We start from the raw sequence: 16,038 nt of genomic DNA, 5'->3' as shown, positions 1-16,038 counted from the left end.
ACGTGAAGAAGTGGAGCACTCATGGGCCTCGGTGTGCGCTGGACCGTGCACGGCGACGGGCGCACCCCCGCCCCCGGAGCCGTCGTCCGCCCGGACGAACGGCTGTCCTGGCCGCGCACCGCCGGCCTGGGCGCGCAGCACGTGGTGGCCATGTTCGGGGCCAGCTTCGTCGCGCCCGTCCTGATGGGCCTGGACCCGAACCTCGCCATCATGATGTCGGGCGTCTCGACCGTCATCTTCCTGCTGGCGACCCGCGGCCGGGTGCCGTCCTACCTCGGCTGCTCGCTGTCCTTCGTCGGCGTCGCGGCCGTCATCCGCGCGCAGGGCGGCAGCAGCGCCACCGTCACCGGCGCGGTCTTCGTCGTCGGCGTCGCGCTCTTCCTCGTGGGCCTCGCGGTCCAGCGGTTCGGCGCGCGGATCATCCACGCGGCGATGCCGCCGGTGGTCACCGGCGCGGTCGTGATGCTCATCGGCTTCAACCTGGCGTCGGTGACGGCCAGCACGTACTGGCCGCAGGACCAGTGGGTGGCGCTGCTGACCATGCTCTTCACCGGCCTGGCCGTGGTCTGCCTGCGCGGCTTCTGGTCGCGCATCGCGATCTTCCTGGGGCTGGTCTTCGGGTACGGCATCTCCTGGGTGTTCGACCTGGTCTTCGGCAAGATCCACGCGGCGGACGGCGCCGGGCGGATCACCGACCACTGGCGCCTGGACCTGTCGGGCGTCGGCAAGGCCGAGTGGATCGGCCTGCCGTCCTTCCACGCGCCGTCCTTCCAGTGGTCCGCCGTCCTGGTCGCGCTGCCCGTGGTGATCGCGCTGGTCGCGGAGAACGCCGGGCACGTCAAGGCGGTCGGCGAGATGACCGGCGACCCGCTCGACGACAAGCTGGGCACCGCGATCTCCGCCGACGGCGCGGGCTCGATGCTCTCCACCGCGCTCGGCGGCCCGCCCAACACCACGTACTCCGAGAACATCGGCGTGATGGCGGCGACCCGCGTCTACTCCACCGCGGCCTACTGGGCGGCGGCCGCTTTCGCCCTGCTCTTCGGCCTGTGCCCGAAGTTCGGCGCGGTGGTGGCCGCGATCCCCGGCGGCGTGCTCGGCGGCATCACCGTCATCCTGTACGGCATGATCGGCCTGCTCGGCGCGCAGATCTGGGCGCACAACAAGGTGGACCTGCGCAATCCGCTGAACCTGGTGCCGGTCGCCGCGGGCGTCATCATCGGCATCGGCGGCGTCAGCCTGAAGATCGGCGACAACTTCGAGCTGGGCGGCATCGCGCTCGGCACGATCGTGGTGCTCTCGGGCTACCACGTACTGCGCGCGCTGGCCCCCGCGCACCTCAAGGGGCAGGAACCCCTGCTCGACGAGGGGACCAGCGCGTACGACGAGGAGGCGGCGCCCCGGAAGCCGGCGGGGCCGCAGAAGCCGGGGACGACCGCCTGAAGCTCCCGGCTCAGCCGAGGTTCTTGACCGCCTCGTAGTAGGTCCACGCGAGCGCGTTGCACGAGGTCTTCTTGGCGCCGGTGTACTTGGCGCAGACCCGCTTGAGGTCCTCGTACAGCGCGCTGTCCAGGCGCGGCTTGTTCGCGGCGAAGGTGCCGGCCTTCTTGTGGTTGCGGTAGCCGAAGTCGTGACGGGCGCAGGACGTCTCGAAGGGGAAGCCGAAGGGATTGTCGGGCGACTTGGAGCAGTAGTCGGTGCTCCAGTCGAACCGGTACGCCGCCCACTTCGCCTGGTTGCCGCGGGCCGCGAGCCAGCTGTCGTAGCTGCCGGCGTCGGTCTGCGTCCAGCCGGCCAGCACCTTCGCCTTGTCGGCGGGGACGGCCTGGGCCGGCGCGGCGGCCGCCACCAGCGCGGTGACGGTCATGGCCGAGGCGGACAGAGCGGCGGCGAGTCTTCGGTACATCCTTCAACCTCCGGGGACACGGCGGCCCTTCGGCAGGATCGGGCCGCTGCTTGAAGGCTGAAAATATTCAATTCGAACGACCGGCGGTGGTGTTTTGGCTGAACAGTGATCAGCGGCCGGGCGGCGCACGGACAAGGGGGCGCGCCGCCGGTTACCCCGATCCGGTCATCCGCCGCCGGGCCGCCTCTGCGGTGGGTACCCGACTGTCACGCTGTGCGCATGACGACGACTCACCAGGCCCCGGGCGGTCCGGCGGTGCGCCCCGACGCGGCCCGGCCGGGCCCGGCCGCCGAGCACGTTCCCGCGCCACCGGCGTCCGTGGCCGCGGTCCTGGCGCGGATGCGCGTACTGGAAGCCACGCTTCCGCCCGCCGACGGCATCGCGGTCTTCAACCGGGTGTACCTGTCCGTCACGGAGGAGATCGCCCGGCGCCTCGGCGCGGGCGGCTTCCAGGACTCCGCGGCGGCGGGCGAGCTGGACGCGGTGTTCGCCCGGCGCTACCTCGCCGCGGTGGACGCGGCCGGCGCCGGCCTGACCGTCCCGGCCTGCTGGCGCCCGCTGTTCCAGCTGCGCCGCCACCCGGGCGTACGGCCCCTGCAGTTCGCGCTGGCCGGGATCAACGCCCACATCGGGCACGACCTGGCGCTGGCCGTGGTGGACACCTGCCGCGCCCTGGACTGCGAACCGGGCGCGCTGGCCGCAGACTTCGACCGCGTGGGCGATCTCCTGACGGGCCTGGAGGAGCGCATCCGGGAGAGCCTGATGCCCGGCCCCGACCTGCTGGACATCGCCGACCCGCTCACCCACCTGGCCGGTTCCTGGAGCCTGGAGATGGCCCGGGACGGCGCCTGGGCGGCGGCCCGGGTGCTGTGGAGCCTGCGCGGCCTGCCGGAGACGGCCGAGGAGTTCACCGAACGGCTCGATTCGGGCGTGGGCCTGGTCGGCCGCTGCCTGCTGACGCCCCTGGGCTGAGGGGCGGTCGCCGCGGGTCCCGTACGGCGCGCCGTACGGGACCCGTTTCCCGTCAGTCCTCCGGCAGCTCGACCGGCGCGATCTCGTCGTACACGTCGCCGGGGCCCGGGTTGGCCGCGTCCGTGCTGCCGCCGAAGTGGGTCATCACGCCCCACACCGCGTTCAGCGCGGTCTGTACGGCGCCCTCGGCCCAGCCGGCCGTCCAGGAGATGTCGTCGCCCGCGAGGAAGAGGCCGCGCTTGTCCTCGGGCAGCCGGTCCTGCATGAAGTGGGTGAACAGGCGCCGCTGGTAGCGGTAGTGGCCGGGCAGGTTGGCCTTGAACGCGCCCATGAAGTACGGCTCGTTCTCCCAGGAGACGGTCACCGGGTTGCCGATGATGTGCTTCCTGATGTCGACCTTCGGATAGATCTCCGAGAGCGACTTGAGCATGACCTCCATACGGTCGTTGGCGTTCAGCGGCAGCCACTTGAGGCTGTCGTCGCACCACGTGTACGAGAGGCAGATGACGGCCGGCTTGTCGGGGCCGTCGTCGAGCAGGTAGGTGCCGCGGGTCATCCGGTCGGTGAGCGTCATGCTCATGACGTCCCGGCCGGTCTCCTCGTCCTTGTCCAGCCAGAACGGCCGGTCCACGGGGACGAACAGCTTGGACGACTCCATGTAGTGGGTGCGCTCCATCGCCGTCCAGTGGTCGATGGGGAACAGCGCGTCGTCACAGGCGATCTTCGACAGCAGCATCCAGGACTGCGCGGTGAAGACGGCCGCCTCGTACGTACGGATGTCGCCGTCGGCGTCGGTGACGGTGATGCGGTTGCCCGCCGTGCGGTGCAGCCGGGTGACCGCCGGGCGCGGCGTACCGTCGTGCAGGGAGGACAGCGAGGTGCCCGGCGCCCAGTGGACGAGCTTCTCCGGCTCGCGCTCCCACAGGCGCAGCGGCAGCTGCTGGCTGCCGCCGACGATGCCGCGGTGGTGGTCGTCGGCCTCGGTGTAGACGACGCGCAGGATCTCCAGGATGGAGTTGGGGAAGTCGGTGTCCCAGCCGCCGGTGCCGAAGCCGACCTGGCCGAAGATCTCGCGGTGCCGGAAGGACTTGAAGGCGGTGGAGTCGCAGAGGTACCCGTAGAAGGTCTGGTTGTCGAGCTTCTCGACCAGGCGCGACCAGATCTCCCGGATGCGCGGCACATCGCGCTCGCGGATGGCGCGGTTCATGTCGGAGAAGTCCGCGCCCTCCTCCAGGCAGGCGTTCCAGGCGTCCATGACCTGGTGGTAGACCTCGGGCAGGTCCTCGACGGTGCGCGCGTAGTGGGTCTCGCCCTTGAGGTCGACGACCGTGGAGGGGGTGTCGGGCGCGAGCGGGTTGGGGAACGGCTTGGTCTTCAGGCCGACGAGGTCGATGTAGTGCTGGAGCGCCGTGGAGGACGGCGGGAAGCGCATCGCGCCCATCTCGGCGGTCAGCTCCGGGTCGCAGCCCTCGAAGCCGACGGTGCGCAGCCGGCCGCCTATCTGGTCCGCCTCGTAGACGACGGGCTTGAGGCCCATCTTCATCAGCTCGTACGCCGTGATGATCCCGGACAGGCCGCCGCCGATGACGGCGACCTCCTTGCCGTGCTCGGTCGCGGGCACCTGGCCGAGGCCCGCCGGGTGGGCGAGGAAGTCGTCGTACGCGTACGGGAAGTCCGGCCCGAACATGGTGATGGGCGGCTGGGCGTCCGCGTGCTGGGCGGCGGTGGGCACGGTCATCGGTACGGGCTCCTTGCAGGCGGGTGCTGAGGGGGGTGTGGGTGCACGCGGGCAGGCGTGGGGGCGGCGCGGTGGCGCCGCTGTGGGGGGCTTTCGTCAGGCCGGTGCCAGAGGCGGCGTGGTCAGGTCAGCGCGCCGTAGAGGCCCGGGCGCCGGTCGGCGAGGTACGGATTGTCCTCCCGCGACCGCTTGAGGAGAGCGGCGTCCACGTCGCCGAACACCAGCTCCTCGCCGCGTCCGGCGCGGGCGCGCACGGTGCCGTCGGGCCCGGCCAGGCAGCTCAGCCCGACGAACTCGAAATCGCCCTCCGGGCCGGTCCGGTTGACGTAGGCGATGTAGAGCTGGCTCTCGAAGGCCCGTACCGGAATGAGCGATTCGGCGACGAACTGGAAGGGGTGCAGCTGGGCGGTGGGCACCAGCAGCAGGTCGGTGCCGGCCAGCGCGTGGGCGCGGACGTTCTCCGGGAATTCCACGTCGTAGCAGATCATCAGGCCGATCCGGAGACCGTCCAGCTCTGCCTGGACGACCGGCTCGTCCCCGGGCGTGAACCACTCGCGCTCGAAGCAGCCGAAGAGGTGGGTCTTGCGGTAGTTGGCCAGCGGCTGCCCATCGGGGCCGATCAGCTGTGCCGAGTTGTAGACCGTCGCGCCGTCGCGCTCCGGGTAGCCGTAGAGCACCGCGATGCCGTGTTCGGCGGCCATTCGGGCCACCGTCCGGGCGGCCGGGCCGTCGGCGGGTTCGGCGAGCCTGTGCAGGTCCTCACCGATGGCGTAGCCGGTCAGGAACAGCTCCGGGCAGACGAGCAGCCCGGCACCGCCCGCCGCCGCCTCGCGCGCCGCGTCCTCGACGGCCCGCAGGTTCCGCGCGACGTCGCCGGGCCGTCCCGAACTCTGGAGCAGGGCGGTGCGCAGCGACGACATGGGACCCCTCGGAGGACACGTGCGGACGAACGGCGGCCGGCCCGGCACCGTTGCGGTGCGGCCGTGGCCCGGCGATCGGCGGGACGCCTAGACGGTACGGTCCGCCGAACCCCCCGTACAAGACGTCACCATTGCGTGCCGATGGCTGTTTCGTTGCGTGTTGTACGGCCGGTACGGCGATTCGTTGCGCCCGGCGCCCCGGGGCGTGCCGCGGGTTGCACGCCGCCGTGCGGAGGGCATCCGCTCCCCCGGTACGCCTCCGGTCGCAGGGCGGTCCCCCGCGCGGCGGAACGGGGATCGCTCCCGGGCCCGATGTGGCGCACCCGGCCGGACGGCATCGTACGAGGCGCCCGGAGAGTCCGGGTGAACGCTCACGATTGCGTCGGGGGAAGATCCTCATGAACCGTTCGGACCGCCGTCACCGCACCCACACCACTCGCAGCACCGCCCGCAGATGTCTCCGGCTCGTCGCCGTTTCGGCGGCGGTCCTGCTGGCCGCGGGGGCGGGCGGCTCCGCGCTCGCCGTACCCCCGCCCGACGCGGCGCACCCGGTGCCGCGCGCCACCGCCGCGCAGAGCGCCGCCCACCAGCCCGCCGACGCGCGGCTGACCGGGTCGGCGAAGCTCCGCCGGGCCGACGGCGACGATGTCCGCTTCTCCTTCGACGCGCGCTTCCGCCAGGACGAGATGCCCGACAAGGCACGTGGCACCTTCGCGTTCCGGCACGTCGGCAAGACGACGAGCGGCTGGGCGAAGGGCCGTATCGACTGCCTGGTGACCGGTGGCAAGGTCGCGGTGGCCAGCGGCATCGTCACCGCGACCGACGTGGCGGGCCTCAAGGGCAAGCGGGTCGGCTTCTCCGTGCACGACCGGGGGCCGGGCCGGGCCGACCGGCTCGGCTACAGCTGGGCGTCCACCAACGATCCGACGGCCACCAAGGATCTCCCCAAGTGCGTCAGTTCGGCGCCGTTCGAGACGGTGGAGCGCGGGGACTTCACGGTCGTGCCGTGGGAGGTGCCGGGGAACTGACCGCGGCCTGCCGCGGGGGCCGGGCACGCCGGCCGGTGCCCGCGGCAGGCGGCACCGGCACCGGCACCGGCACCGGCATCGGCATCGGCATCGGCATCGGCATCGGCATCGGGCCCATGATCGCCCGACTTACGATGTGGCCATGCTCGCGTACGCCCTGCCGGCCCTCTTCTTCGTCCTGTTCCTCGTCGGTGTGCTGCGCGACCGGCGCCGCTTCAGCAACGCCGTCCACTTGGGCCTGACCGTCGTCTTCCTCGTCCCGGCCCTGCTCATACAACTGCGCCACCTGCCGATGCCGGTGGCCGTGGCGGCCGCCGTGCTCATCCTCCTGCTGCCCACGCTCGGCATCCTCGTCCTCGGCGTCTTCCTGATCCTCAACGGCGTGAAGATGGTCCGCAAGGAAGGCCGCAGCCTGGCGAACCTGCTGTCGCTGCTGGCCGGGCTGGGGATCTTCGCGGTGACCGCCCTGCTGATCACGGCCGCCGGCACCGGGTCGCGCACCCTGATCGTGGTCTCCGCCACGACCCTGCTGGTGCTCGGCTACGTCTCCTTCCTCTTCCTGTGCTTCGTCGGCTACGCGTTCCTCTACGGGCGGCTGCGGGTGCGCCGCAACGCGGACTTCGTGGTGGTGCTGGGCTCCGGGCTGATCGGCGGTACGCGCGTACCGCCGCTGCTGGCCAACCGGCTGGAGCGGGCCCGCGCCGTGTACGAGCGCCAGGCGCGGCGCGGCAACCCGCCGCTGCTGCTCACCTCCGGCGGCCAGGGCCCGGACGAACAGCTCCCGGAGTCCCGGGCGATGGCGGCCTACCTGACCGAGCGCGGCTTCCCCGCGGACCGCATCCTGTGCGAGGAGCAGTCCCGCACGACGGAGGAGAACCTGGCGTACAGCAAGGAGATCATGGAACGTACGGTGCCGGACCACCGCTGCGTGATCGTCACGAACAACTACCACGTACTGCGCGCCGCGATCCTGGCCCGCCGCGCCGGCATCAACGGCCAGGTCGTCGGCGCCCCCACCGCCGCCTACTTCTGGCCCAGCGCCACCATCCGCGAATTCGCCGCGGTCTTCCTCTCCTACAAACTCGTCAACCTGGGCATCTGCGCCCTGCTCGTACTGGGCGGGGTGCTGGCGTGGTTGAGCGGGCGGGGGTGAGGATCGGGGCGCAGCCCGGGTGCCACCGGTCGGGGAACGCGGGCTGCCGGCTCACGTCGACGAGTTCGAGGCGGGCTCCGACGCTGTCCATACGGTGATAGGCGAACGGCCGCCCGTACAGACAGCCGGAGAAGTCGACGGGCATGCCTTCTTCCGCCGGCCGCCGTGAGCCGGCCCGCACATCGGCCGTCCAGAATCCGATGTGATCGAATCGCGCCCCCGGAGGCGTCCCAGAGGCTGCCCTGGAGCCCTTCGATGAGTTCGATGAACGGCGGCCCGCCGCTGGTGAAGACGGTACGGAAGTCCCCGCGCCGATCCGGTCGGACACCGGGTCGCGCCACCTGGTCCCGGTCGCGCGGCGGCGGAAGTCCCGCAGGCCCAAGCCCCGGAGCCCGGTTCAGGGGCCCGGAACCGAAAGCCCGGCCCGGGAGCCCGGCCCCGTACCGCCCGCAACCGGTTACGGCAACCGCCGCCCCCTCACCCGGGCGACCCCGAGCTGAACCGCCGCAGCAGTGGTGAGAGGACCAGCACCGACTTGGTGCGTTCCACGAACGGCTCGCCCGCGATGCGTTCCAGTACGCGTTCGAAGTGGCGCATGTCGGAGGCGAAGACCTGGACGATGGCGTCCGCCTCACCGGTGACGGTGGAGGCGGACGCCACTTCCGGGTAGCGCGCCAGACCCCGGTGGATGGCGTCCGGCGAGGTGTTGCGGCGGCAGAACAGCTCGATGAACCCCTCGGTCTCCCAGCCCAGCGCCGCCGGGTCCACCCGGACGGTGAACCCGGTGATGGCGCCCTCGGCCCGCAGCCGGTCCACCCGGCGTTTGACGGCCGGGGCGGAGAGTCCGACCTCCGCCCCGATGTCGGCGTAGGAGCGGCGGGCGTCCTCCGCCAGGGCATGGACGATGCGCTGGTCGAGTTCGTTCATCTGTCGCACTGCGGGTGGATCACTTCTCTGCGGTGGCCAATCGGGAGCGGCGCATGCCGTAGACGAAGTAGACCACGAGCCCGACGACCATCCAGACACCGAAGACCACCCAGGTGACCGGACCGAGGCTGCTCATCATGTACAGGCAGAGCAGGAAACCGATCGCGGGGAAGACCGGCGCCAGCGGTGTGCGGAAGGAGCGCGGCATGTCCGGCTTGGTGAAGCGCAGCACGATCACCGCGATGTTGACCAGCGCGAAGGCGAAGAGGGTGCCGATGCTGGTGGCGTCGGCGAGCTGGCCGAGCGGGATGGCGGCGGCCAGGATGCCGCAGAACAGCGAGACGAGGACGGTGTTGGTGCGCGGCGCGCCGCTCTTCGGGTGGACCTTGGAGAACACCTTCGGCACCAGGCCGTCGCGGGACATCGCGAACAGGATGCGGGTCTGGCCGTAGAGCACCGTCAGGACGACGCTGGCGATGGCGATGACGGCGCCGGCGGCCAGCAGCACGGACCAGAAGCCCTGCCCGGTGACCTCCTTCAGGATGCCGGCGAGCGCGGCCTCCGAGCCCTCGAAGTTCTTCCAGGGGCGGGCGCCCACGGCCACGGCGGCGACCAGGCAGTACAGCGCGGTGACGATGATCAGCGAGAGCATGATCGCGCGCGGCAGGTCGCGCTGCGGGTTCTTGGCCTCCTCGCCCGCGGTGGAGGCGGCGTCGAAGCCGATGTAGGAGAAGAAGAGCGTGGCCCCGGCGCCGCTGACGCCGGCGATGCCCAGCGGCATGAAGTTGGCGTAGTTGCCGGAGCTGATGCCCTGGGCGGCGACGCCGCAGAACAGCAGCAGCGCGACGATCTTGACGGCCACCATGATCGTGTTGGCGCGGGCGCTCTCCTTGGCGCCGCCCAGCAGGAAGACCATGGCCAGCATGACGACGATCAGCGCCGGGAGGTTGAAGATCCCGCCGCCGCCGGGCGGCGCGGACAGCGCCTCGGGGAGGGTGACGCCGATCGTGCCGGACAGCAGCTCGTTGAGGTACTGGCCCCAGCCGACCGCGACGGCCGCGACGGAGACGCCGTACTCCAGGATCAGGCACCAGCCGCAGACCCAGGCGACCAGCTCGCCGAGGGTCGCGTAGGCGTAGGAGTACGACGAGCCGGAGACCGGGATGGAGCCGGCCAGCTCCGCATAGGACAGCGCGGAGAACAGGGCGGTGATGCCGGCGATGACGAACGAGAGGATGACGGCCGGGCCGGCCTTGGGCACCGCGTCGCCCAGGACGACGAAGATGCCGGTGCCCAGCGTGGCACCGATGCTGATCATGGTCAGCTGCCACATGCCCATCGAGCGGCGGAGGGTGCCGCCCTCGCCCTGCCCGCCCTCGGCCACCAGCCGTTCGACGGGCTTGCGCCGCATCAGGCGGGCGCCGAGGCCCCCGGTGGGAACGGGTGGCCGGGGGTCGCTGCCCGCCGCGGGCGGGGCTGCGCCGTGCTCCAACACAGGGGTGGCTCCTTCATCGCTGCCGGTCAAGGTGGCGGACGACCGACAGCGGGCCCCGTGCGCGGGTACGACGAAACAACCCGCGACAAGGAAGGGGGGACCGCCGAGCAGGCGGTCCCCGCCACTCCACGTACAGCGCATGACTGTACGGGGCGGTCATGAGATGCCGTAATGCAGGTTCCTTGCGCAACCGTGAACATTCGTTGCGCACCTGGTCCGCGAGCGGTCGTTCGTTGCACACAAACGACAAATCTCATCGGTTGGACGTTCCCGCACATCCCGCCGCACAAACGCGTCCGGCCCCGCACCGAGGCAATCGGTGCGGGGCCGGACGGCCGTGTCCCCCTGGCTCGGGGGCGGCGGGAGATCAGCTCCAGCTGGCGTGCAGCGGCTTGCCCTCCGCGTAGCCGGCGGCACTCTGTACACCGACGACGGCCTTCTCCGCGAACTCCTCCAGGGAGGCAGCGCCCGCGTACGTGCAGGAGCTGCGCACGCCCGCGATGATCGAGTCGATCAGGTCCTCGACGCCCGGACGGGCCGGGTCGACGAACATCTTCGAGGTGGAGATGCCCTCCTCGAAGAGCGCCTTGCGCGCCCGGTCGTACGCCGATTCCTCACTCGTACGGTTGCGGACCGCACGCGCCGAGGCCATGCCGAAGCTCTCCTTGTACGGACGCCCGTCGGCGGTGTGCTGGAGGTCGCCGGGCGACTCGTACGTACCGGCGAACCAGGAGCCGATCATGACGTTGGAGGCGCCGGCGGCCAGCGCCATCGCCACGTCGCGCGGGTGGCGCACGCCGCCGTCCGCCCAGACGTGCTTGCCGTACTTCTTCGCCTCGGCGGCGCACTCCAGGACGGCGGAGAACTGCGGGCGGCCCACGCCGGTCATCATGCGGGTGGTGCACATGGCACCCGGGCCCACGCCGACCTTGATGATGTCCGCGCCGGCCTCGATGAGGTCGCGCACGCCGTCGGCGGCGACGATGTTGCCGGCGACGATCGGCACCTGCGGGTCCAGCGCCCGTACGGCCTTGACCGCGCTGATCATCGACTCCTGGTGGCCGTGCGCGGTGTCCACCACGAGGGTGTCCACACCGGCCGCCAGCAGGGCCTTCGCCTTGCCGGCCACATCGCCGTTGATGCCCACGGCGGCGGCGATGCGCAGCTTGCCGTCGGCGTCCGTGGCGGGCTTGTACAGCGTCGCGCGGAGGGCGCCCTTGCGGGTCAGGATGCCCGCCAGCATGCCGTCCGCGTCGACCGCGGGGGCCAGCTTGCGGTTGGCGGCGTCGAGCCGGTTGAACGCCTCGCGCGGGTCGATGTCCGCGTCCAGGACCAGCAGGTCCTTGGACATGACCTCGGCGACCTGCGTGAAGCGGTCCACGCCGGTCAGGTCGTGCTCGGTGACGACGCCGACCGGGCGGCCGCCCTCGACGACGATCCCGGCGCCGTGCGCCCGCTTGGGCAGCAGCGCCAGGGCGTCCGCGACGGTGGAGACCGGGGACAGCACGATGGGCGTGTCCAGGACCAGGTGACGGCGCTTGACCCAGCCGACGACCTCGGTGACGACCTCGATCGGGATGTCCTGCGGGATGACGACCAGGCCGCCGCGGCGGGCCACGGTCTCGGCCATCCGGCGTCCGGCGATGGCGGTCATGTTCGCGACCACCAGCGGGATGGTCGTGCCGGTGCCGTCCGGCGAGGCCAGGTCCACGCCCTGGCGGGAGCCGACCGCGGAGCGGCCGGGCACCATGAACACATCGTCGTACGTCAGGTCGTACGGCGGCTTGGCATCGTTCAGAAACTTCATACTGGCTCTCTCACCTGCGGATTCACTGCTCGGGCGGGTGGGGAGTCAGCCAACGGACCGGCACCGGTCAGGCAGCGGCTCCTAGGACATCATCCCTGATGAGTGCGGCTCGGGGCGAACCGGTGTTCCCACCGCCCCGCCCGCCGGCCTCCGCCGGAGCGGCGCCGAAGCCCGCGACGGGAACTCTCACACACCGCGATTTCATTACTCTGCGTAGCGAAGATTGCTGGGGTTCGACGGCGCGGACGGCCGGTCACCTGCGGTTCGACATCGATCCGACCATATGACAGATCCGTAGGTTCTCCCTGGCCAGCAGGTGGGTAGAACCGTGTACAGGCCGCTTCGGGTGTCGATCCGCCGGGGCCACCGGGCCGACGGGAGCCTGGGCGATCACTTCGCAAATGAATACGTACAGTAACCGCGACGCGAGGGAGCGCCGGCCGGCCGAGGCGGGCCCGCCTCGGCCGTGGGGAAAGGGGAGGACATGCGCGAAGTCCGACAGGGCGCCCTGCTGCTGCTCACGGCCCTGGCCGGAGCCGCCGTCGCGGCCGGGGACCTGGCGCTGGGACCGGACATCAGCCTGACCGGGCTGCTGATGATCGGCCCGCTGGTCGCCGCCACCAGACTCGAAGGAGCGTGCACCGCCGCGGTCTCGTTCGCCGCCCTGCTCCTGGGCGTGGCCGTCGCCGCACACGAACACACCCTGAGCCGCACCGACCAGCTGCTGTCCCTGACCGTGCTCGCCGCCGCCGCTGCCTACGCGACCTGGGCCTCCGACCGGCAGGCCGTCCTGGACAGTCAGCTCGCCGGGGTCGCGGCCGCCGCGCAGCGCGCGATCCTGCGGCCCACCTCGTTCCGGGTCAGCGGCGCGTCGGTGTGCGCCCGCTACCGCTCCGCCGCTCCGCGCGCCGTCATCGGCGGCGATCTGTACGCCTTCGCCGACACCCCGAGCGGTCTGCGGGTGCTGATCGGCGATGTACGCGGCAAGGGCCTGGAGGCGGTCCGCCTGTCCGCGGCGGCCATAGGGCACTTCCGCGACTGCGCCTACACCCGCAGCAACCTCGCCGAGGTGGTCGAGGAGGCCGACCGGCGGCTGATCGACGACCTCGGCCCGGAGGACTTCATCACCGCCGTGATCGCCGAGATATCCCCGGGGCGGCTGCGGCTGGTCAACTGCGGCCACCACCCGCCCCTGCACCTGCCCGCCGCCGGCCCGCCGGTCTTACTCACCCCGGCCGAGCCGACCACGCCCATCGGGCTGTATCCGATGCCCCGCGTCCAGGAGGTGGAACTGTCCCCCGGCGACCGCCTGCTGCTCTACACCGACGGCCTCGCCGAGGCCCGGGACCCGCACGGCACGATGATCGATCTGGCCGGCCTGCTGCCGGCCTGCTCGCTGCCCGATCTCAACGACGCGATCGAGGCCGTGCTGTCGACGATGTGCCGGCACACCCACGGCGCCCAGGACGACGATGTCGCCCTCGTCCTGATCGAGCTGGAGCCCAGCCTGCCCCGCCAGCACCACGCCCACACCCCGCCCGCCGTCACGGCCACCAGCGCCGAGCGGCCCGGTGAGCCCCGCGAAACCGCCTGCCCCTCGCCCTCGGCCGCGGTGTCCGACTGACGCCCGGCCGCCGCTCCGCCACCGTGCTCCGCCCATCGATCCGCCCATCGATCCGCCCATCGACCGCTCATTGATCCGCTCCTTCGACCGCGCCCCGGGCCCGGTCCGGGGCGGGCGGGCCCACCAGCTCCCCGAGTACGTCCGTCATCGTGACAAAGCCGAGCACCTCGCCCTGCTCGCCGCCCACCGCGGCCAGCTGGGTGCCGGCCGCCCGCATCGTGGTCAGGGTGTCGTCCAGCGGGGTGTCGCGGTGCACGCGTGGCATGGGGCGCAGCGCCTTCCGGGGGAACGGCCGGTCGCGCTCGACGACGCCGAGGGTGTCCTTGATGTGCAGGTAGCCGAGGACCGTACCGGCCGGGCCGGTGACCGGCAGCCGGGAGAACCCGGCGCGGGCCGCGGTCCGTTCCAGCTCGTCCGGGGTCACACGCTGATCGACGGTGACCATCTCCGACAGCGGTACGAGCAGATCGCCGACCGGCCGCTGCCCAAGCTCCAGCGCGTCCCGCAGCCGCTCGCCGCCGGTGTCGGAGAGCAGCCCGGCGTGCCGGGAGTCCTGCACGATACGGGCGAGTTCCTCGTCCGTGAAGGCGGCGGCGACCTCGTTCGCCGGCTCGATCCGGACGAGCCGCAGCAGCGTGTTGGCCAGGGCGTTGATGCTTACGACGACGGGGCGCAGCGCGCGGGTGAGGGCCACCATCGGCGGCCCCAGCAGCAGCGCGGAGCGTTCGGGCGCGGCCAGCGCGATGTTCTTGGGGACCATCTCCCCTACGAGCATGTGCAGATACGTGGCCAGGGACAGCGCCAGGACGAACGCGACCGGATGCACGAGTCCGTGCGGGACGCGCACCGCCGCGAACAGTGGCTCGGCGAGGTGCGCGATGGCGGGTTCGGCCATCGCGCCGAGCACCAACGAGGAGGCAGTGACGCCCAGTTGGGCGGTGGCGAGCATCTCGGAGAGGTGTTCCAGACCCCACAGCGCCCGTTCGGCCCGGCGGTCCCCGTCTTTGGCACGCGGCTCGATCTGACTGCGCCGTACGGAGATCATCGCGAATTCTCCGCCGACGAAGAAGGCGTTGCTGACCAAAGTCAACGCGGCGACCGCCAGCTGAACCAGCGTCATGCCCGCTCCCTCCCGCCGTCGTCGGCCCGGGCCACCGGCGAGGACGCACCGGCGGGCGCGGTCAGCCGTACCCGCTCGGCCCGGTGCCTGCGCACGTCCAGCACCGTCAGCCGCCAGCCCCCGGCGCACACCTCGTCGCCGGGCTCCGGAATCCGCCCCAGCCGGGTCGCGAGCAGTCCGGCCAGCGTCTCGTACGGCCCGTCGGGCGCCTCCAGGCCGATCCCGGCCAGCCCGTCCAGGCGCAGGGTGCCGTCCGCCTCCCAGGACCGCGCCCCGGTCCGCAGCAGGTCAGGACCCTCCACCGGGTCGTACTCGTCCCGTACGTCGCCGACCATCTCCTCGACGATGTCCTCCAGGGTGACGATCCCGGCCGTACCGCCGTACTCGTCGATCACCACCGCCATCGTCCGGACGGTGCGCAGCCGGTCCAGCAGCCGGTCGACGGGCAGCGACTCCGGCACCCGTACGGGGTCGGTGGCCAGCTGAGCGACCGTGGTGGCGGTCCGCACCGCGGGGTCGAGGGCGAGCACGTCACGGATGTGGACGGTGCCGATCACCTCGTCCAGGCCACCCCGGTACACGGGAAAGCGGGACAGGCCGGTGGCCAGGGTGAGGGTGGCCGCGTCGGCGGCGGTGGCCCGCGCCTCCAGGGCGACCACGTCGACCCGCGGCGTCATGACGCTCTGGGCCGTCAGCTCGCCCAAATGCAGGGTCCGTACGAACAGTTCCGCCGAGTCGGCGGGCAGGGCGCCCTCCTCGGCCGAGTACCGGGCCAGCGCGACCAGTTCGGCCGGGCTGCGGGAGGACGCCAGTTCCTCGGTGGGCTCCAGCCCGAAGCGCCGGACGATCCGGTTGGCGGACCGGTTCAGATGGCGGATGAACGGCGCGAAGACGGCGCTGAAGGCGCGCAGCGGGCCGGCCACCAGCCGGGCCACGGCCAGCGGCCGGGAGATCGCCCAGTTCTTGGGCACGAGTTCGCCGACGACCATCAGCACCACGGTGGACACGCCCACCCCGAGCGCGGACGCGACGCCGGGCACCACCGTGCCCGGCAGTCCGGCCGCCGCCAGCGGGCCGCGCAGCAGCGCCGCCAGCGACGGTTCCGCGAGCATGCCGATGACCAACGAGGTGACGGTGATGCCCAGTTGCGCGCCGGACAGCTGGAACGCGAGCGCGCGCACCGCGCTCAGCACCCCCTCGGCGCCCCGCTCCCCCGCCTCCGCCGCGCGCTCCACCTCGCTGCGCTCGACCGTCGTCAGCGAGAACTCCGCCGCCACGAACACGGCACAGGCCAGCGTGAGCGCCAACGCCACCAGTAGGAGCAGCACCTCGGCCACCGCGTCACCTC

13 protein-coding genes are annotated in these 16,038 nt (G+C 71.9%); 5 read left to right on the top strand and 8 right to left on the bottom strand.

All coding sequences use genetic code 11. The features are described 5' to 3' along the window. The first annotated feature begins 21 nt into the window (after window positions 1–21). Window positions 22–1,443, top strand: a complete 1,422-nt coding sequence (locus CP984_RS34380) for a uracil-xanthine permease family protein (RefSeq protein WP_003986804.1) — start codon at window positions 22–24, stop codon at window positions 1,441–1,443. Window positions 1,444–1,453: 10 nt separating this feature from the next. On the opposite strand, the gene CP984_RS34375 is transcribed toward CP984_RS34380, so the two are convergent. Further along, window positions 1,454–1,906, bottom strand: coding sequence for a phospholipase (locus CP984_RS34375; protein WP_003986803.1), 453 nt, complete (start codon window positions 1,904–1,906; stop codon window positions 1,454–1,456). 219 nt (window positions 1,907–2,125) lie between these two features. Here CP984_RS34375 and CP984_RS34370 point away from each other — a divergent pair, with 219 nt between their 5' ends. Next, the gene (locus CP984_RS34370; protein ID WP_221773167.1) at window positions 2,126–2,878 is read left to right on the top strand and encodes a DUF5995 family protein; all 753 of its coding nucleotides are present in this window, start codon (window positions 2,126–2,128) and stop codon (window positions 2,876–2,878) included. Between the two features lie 52 nt (window positions 2,879–2,930). On the opposite strand, the gene CP984_RS34365 is transcribed toward CP984_RS34370, so the two are convergent. Together CP984_RS34365 and CP984_RS34360 are read right to left on the bottom strand one after the other, a co-directional pair. Then, window positions 2,931–4,616, bottom strand: a complete 1,686-nt coding sequence (locus CP984_RS34365; protein WP_003986801.1) for a flavin monoamine oxidase family protein — start codon at window positions 4,614–4,616, stop codon at window positions 2,931–2,933. Window positions 4,617–4,738: 122 nt separating this feature from the next. Next, window positions 4,739–5,536, bottom strand: coding sequence for a carbon-nitrogen hydrolase family protein (locus CP984_RS34360; protein ID WP_003986800.1), 798 nt, complete (start codon window positions 5,534–5,536; stop codon window positions 4,739–4,741). A 398-nt stretch (window positions 5,537–5,934) separates the two neighbouring features. Here CP984_RS34360 and CP984_RS34355 point away from each other — a divergent pair, with 398 nt between their 5' ends. Together CP984_RS34355 and CP984_RS34350 are read left to right on the top strand one after the other, a co-directional pair. After that, window positions 5,935–6,564, top strand: a complete 630-nt coding sequence (locus CP984_RS34355) for a hypothetical protein (RefSeq protein WP_226048729.1) — start codon at window positions 5,935–5,937, stop codon at window positions 6,562–6,564. Between the two features lie 142 nt (window positions 6,565–6,706). Then, window positions 6,707–7,717 (top strand): YdcF family protein, encoded by a 1,011-nt coding sequence (locus CP984_RS34350; RefSeq protein WP_003982693.1) that lies wholly within the window; start codon window positions 6,707–6,709, stop codon window positions 7,715–7,717. Window positions 7,718–8,194: 477 nt separating this feature from the next. Here the strand turns inward: CP984_RS34350 and CP984_RS34340 are convergent, their stop codons facing one another. The 3 genes from CP984_RS34340 to CP984_RS34330 all read right to left on the bottom strand — a co-directional run bounded on the left by CP984_RS34340 (window position 8,195) and on the right by CP984_RS34330 (window position 11,946). Further along, window positions 8,195–8,644 (bottom strand): Lrp/AsnC family transcriptional regulator, encoded by a 450-nt coding sequence (locus CP984_RS34340; RefSeq protein ID WP_003982694.1) that lies wholly within the window; start codon window positions 8,642–8,644, stop codon window positions 8,195–8,197. A 19-nt stretch (window positions 8,645–8,663) separates the two neighbouring features. Then, entirely contained in the window at window positions 8,664–10,139 is a 1,476-nt protein-coding gene (locus CP984_RS34335; RefSeq protein ID WP_003982695.1) for an amino acid permease, read from the bottom strand. A gap of 367 nt (window positions 10,140–10,506) precedes the next feature. After that, window positions 10,507–11,946, bottom strand: a complete 1,440-nt coding sequence (locus CP984_RS34330; protein ID WP_003982696.1) for a GuaB1 family IMP dehydrogenase-related protein — start codon at window positions 11,944–11,946, stop codon at window positions 10,507–10,509. 484 nt (window positions 11,947–12,430) lie between these two features. Here CP984_RS34330 and CP984_RS34325 point away from each other — a divergent pair, with 484 nt between their 5' ends. Next, entirely contained in the window at window positions 12,431–13,570 is a 1,140-nt protein-coding gene (locus CP984_RS34325; RefSeq protein WP_003982697.1) for a PP2C family protein-serine/threonine phosphatase, read from the top strand. 67 nt (window positions 13,571–13,637) lie between these two features. Here CP984_RS34325 and CP984_RS34320 read toward each other — a convergent pair whose 3' ends face one another. Together CP984_RS34320 and CP984_RS34315 are read right to left on the bottom strand one after the other, a co-directional pair. Then, on the bottom strand, window positions 13,638–14,690 hold the full coding sequence (locus tag CP984_RS34320) for a hemolysin family protein (protein ID WP_003982698.1): 1,053 nt from the start codon (window positions 14,688–14,690) through the stop codon (window positions 13,638–13,640). Next, a complete protein-coding gene (locus CP984_RS34315) occupies window positions 14,687–16,027 on the bottom strand; it encodes a hemolysin family protein (protein ID WP_003982699.1) in 1,341 nt (446 codons plus the stop codon). Before CP984_RS34315 ends, CP984_RS34320 begins: the two co-directional genes overlap by 4 nt. Window positions 16,028–16,038: the final 11 nt, after the last annotated feature.

Origin of the sequence: Streptomyces rimosus, assembly GCF_008704655.1 — a bacterium.
Classification (GTDB): Bacteria; Actinomycetota; Actinomycetes; order Streptomycetales; family Streptomycetaceae; genus Streptomyces; species Streptomyces rimosus.
The sequence above is the reverse complement of the archived record's forward strand: the minus strand, read 5'-3'. Positions and strand labels throughout refer to the sequence as shown.

What these genes read in the sequence shown, in the direction of transcription:
- CP984_RS34330 (WP_003982696.1), bottom strand. Translation starts at nt 11,946, where the DNA reads ATGAAGTTTCTGAACGATGCCAAGCCGCCGTACGACCTGACGTACGAC.
- CP984_RS34370 (WP_221773167.1), top strand. Translation starts at nt 2,126, where the DNA reads ATGACGACGACTCACCAGGCCCCGGGCGGTCCGGCGGTGCGCCCCGAC.
- CP984_RS34325 (WP_003982697.1), top strand. Translation starts at nt 12,431, where the DNA reads ATGCGCGAAGTCCGACAGGGCGCCCTGCTGCTGCTCACGGCCCTGGCC.
- CP984_RS34360 (WP_003986800.1), bottom strand. Translation starts at nt 5,536, where the DNA reads ATGTCGTCGCTGCGCACCGCCCTGCTCCAGAGTTCGGGACGGCCCGGC.
- CP984_RS34365 (WP_003986801.1), bottom strand. Translation starts at nt 4,616, where the DNA reads ATGACCGTGCCCACCGCCGCCCAGCACGCGGACGCCCAGCCGCCCATC.
- CP984_RS34350 (WP_003982693.1), top strand. Translation starts at nt 6,707, where the DNA reads ATGCTCGCGTACGCCCTGCCGGCCCTCTTCTTCGTCCTGTTCCTCGTC.
- CP984_RS34380 (WP_003986804.1), top strand. Translation starts at nt 22, where the DNA reads ATGGGCCTCGGTGTGCGCTGGACCGTGCACGGCGACGGGCGCACCCCC.
- CP984_RS34375 (WP_003986803.1), bottom strand. Translation starts at nt 1,906, where the DNA reads ATGTACCGAAGACTCGCCGCCGCTCTGTCCGCCTCGGCCATGACCGTC.
- CP984_RS34320 (WP_003982698.1), bottom strand. Translation starts at nt 14,690, where the DNA reads ATGACGCTGGTTCAGCTGGCGGTCGCCGCGTTGACTTTGGTCAGCAAC.
- CP984_RS34340 (WP_003982694.1), bottom strand. Translation starts at nt 8,644, where the DNA reads ATGAACGAACTCGACCAGCGCATCGTCCATGCCCTGGCGGAGGACGCC.
- CP984_RS34355 (WP_226048729.1), top strand. Translation starts at nt 5,935, where the DNA reads ATGAACCGTTCGGACCGCCGTCACCGCACCCACACCACTCGCAGCACC.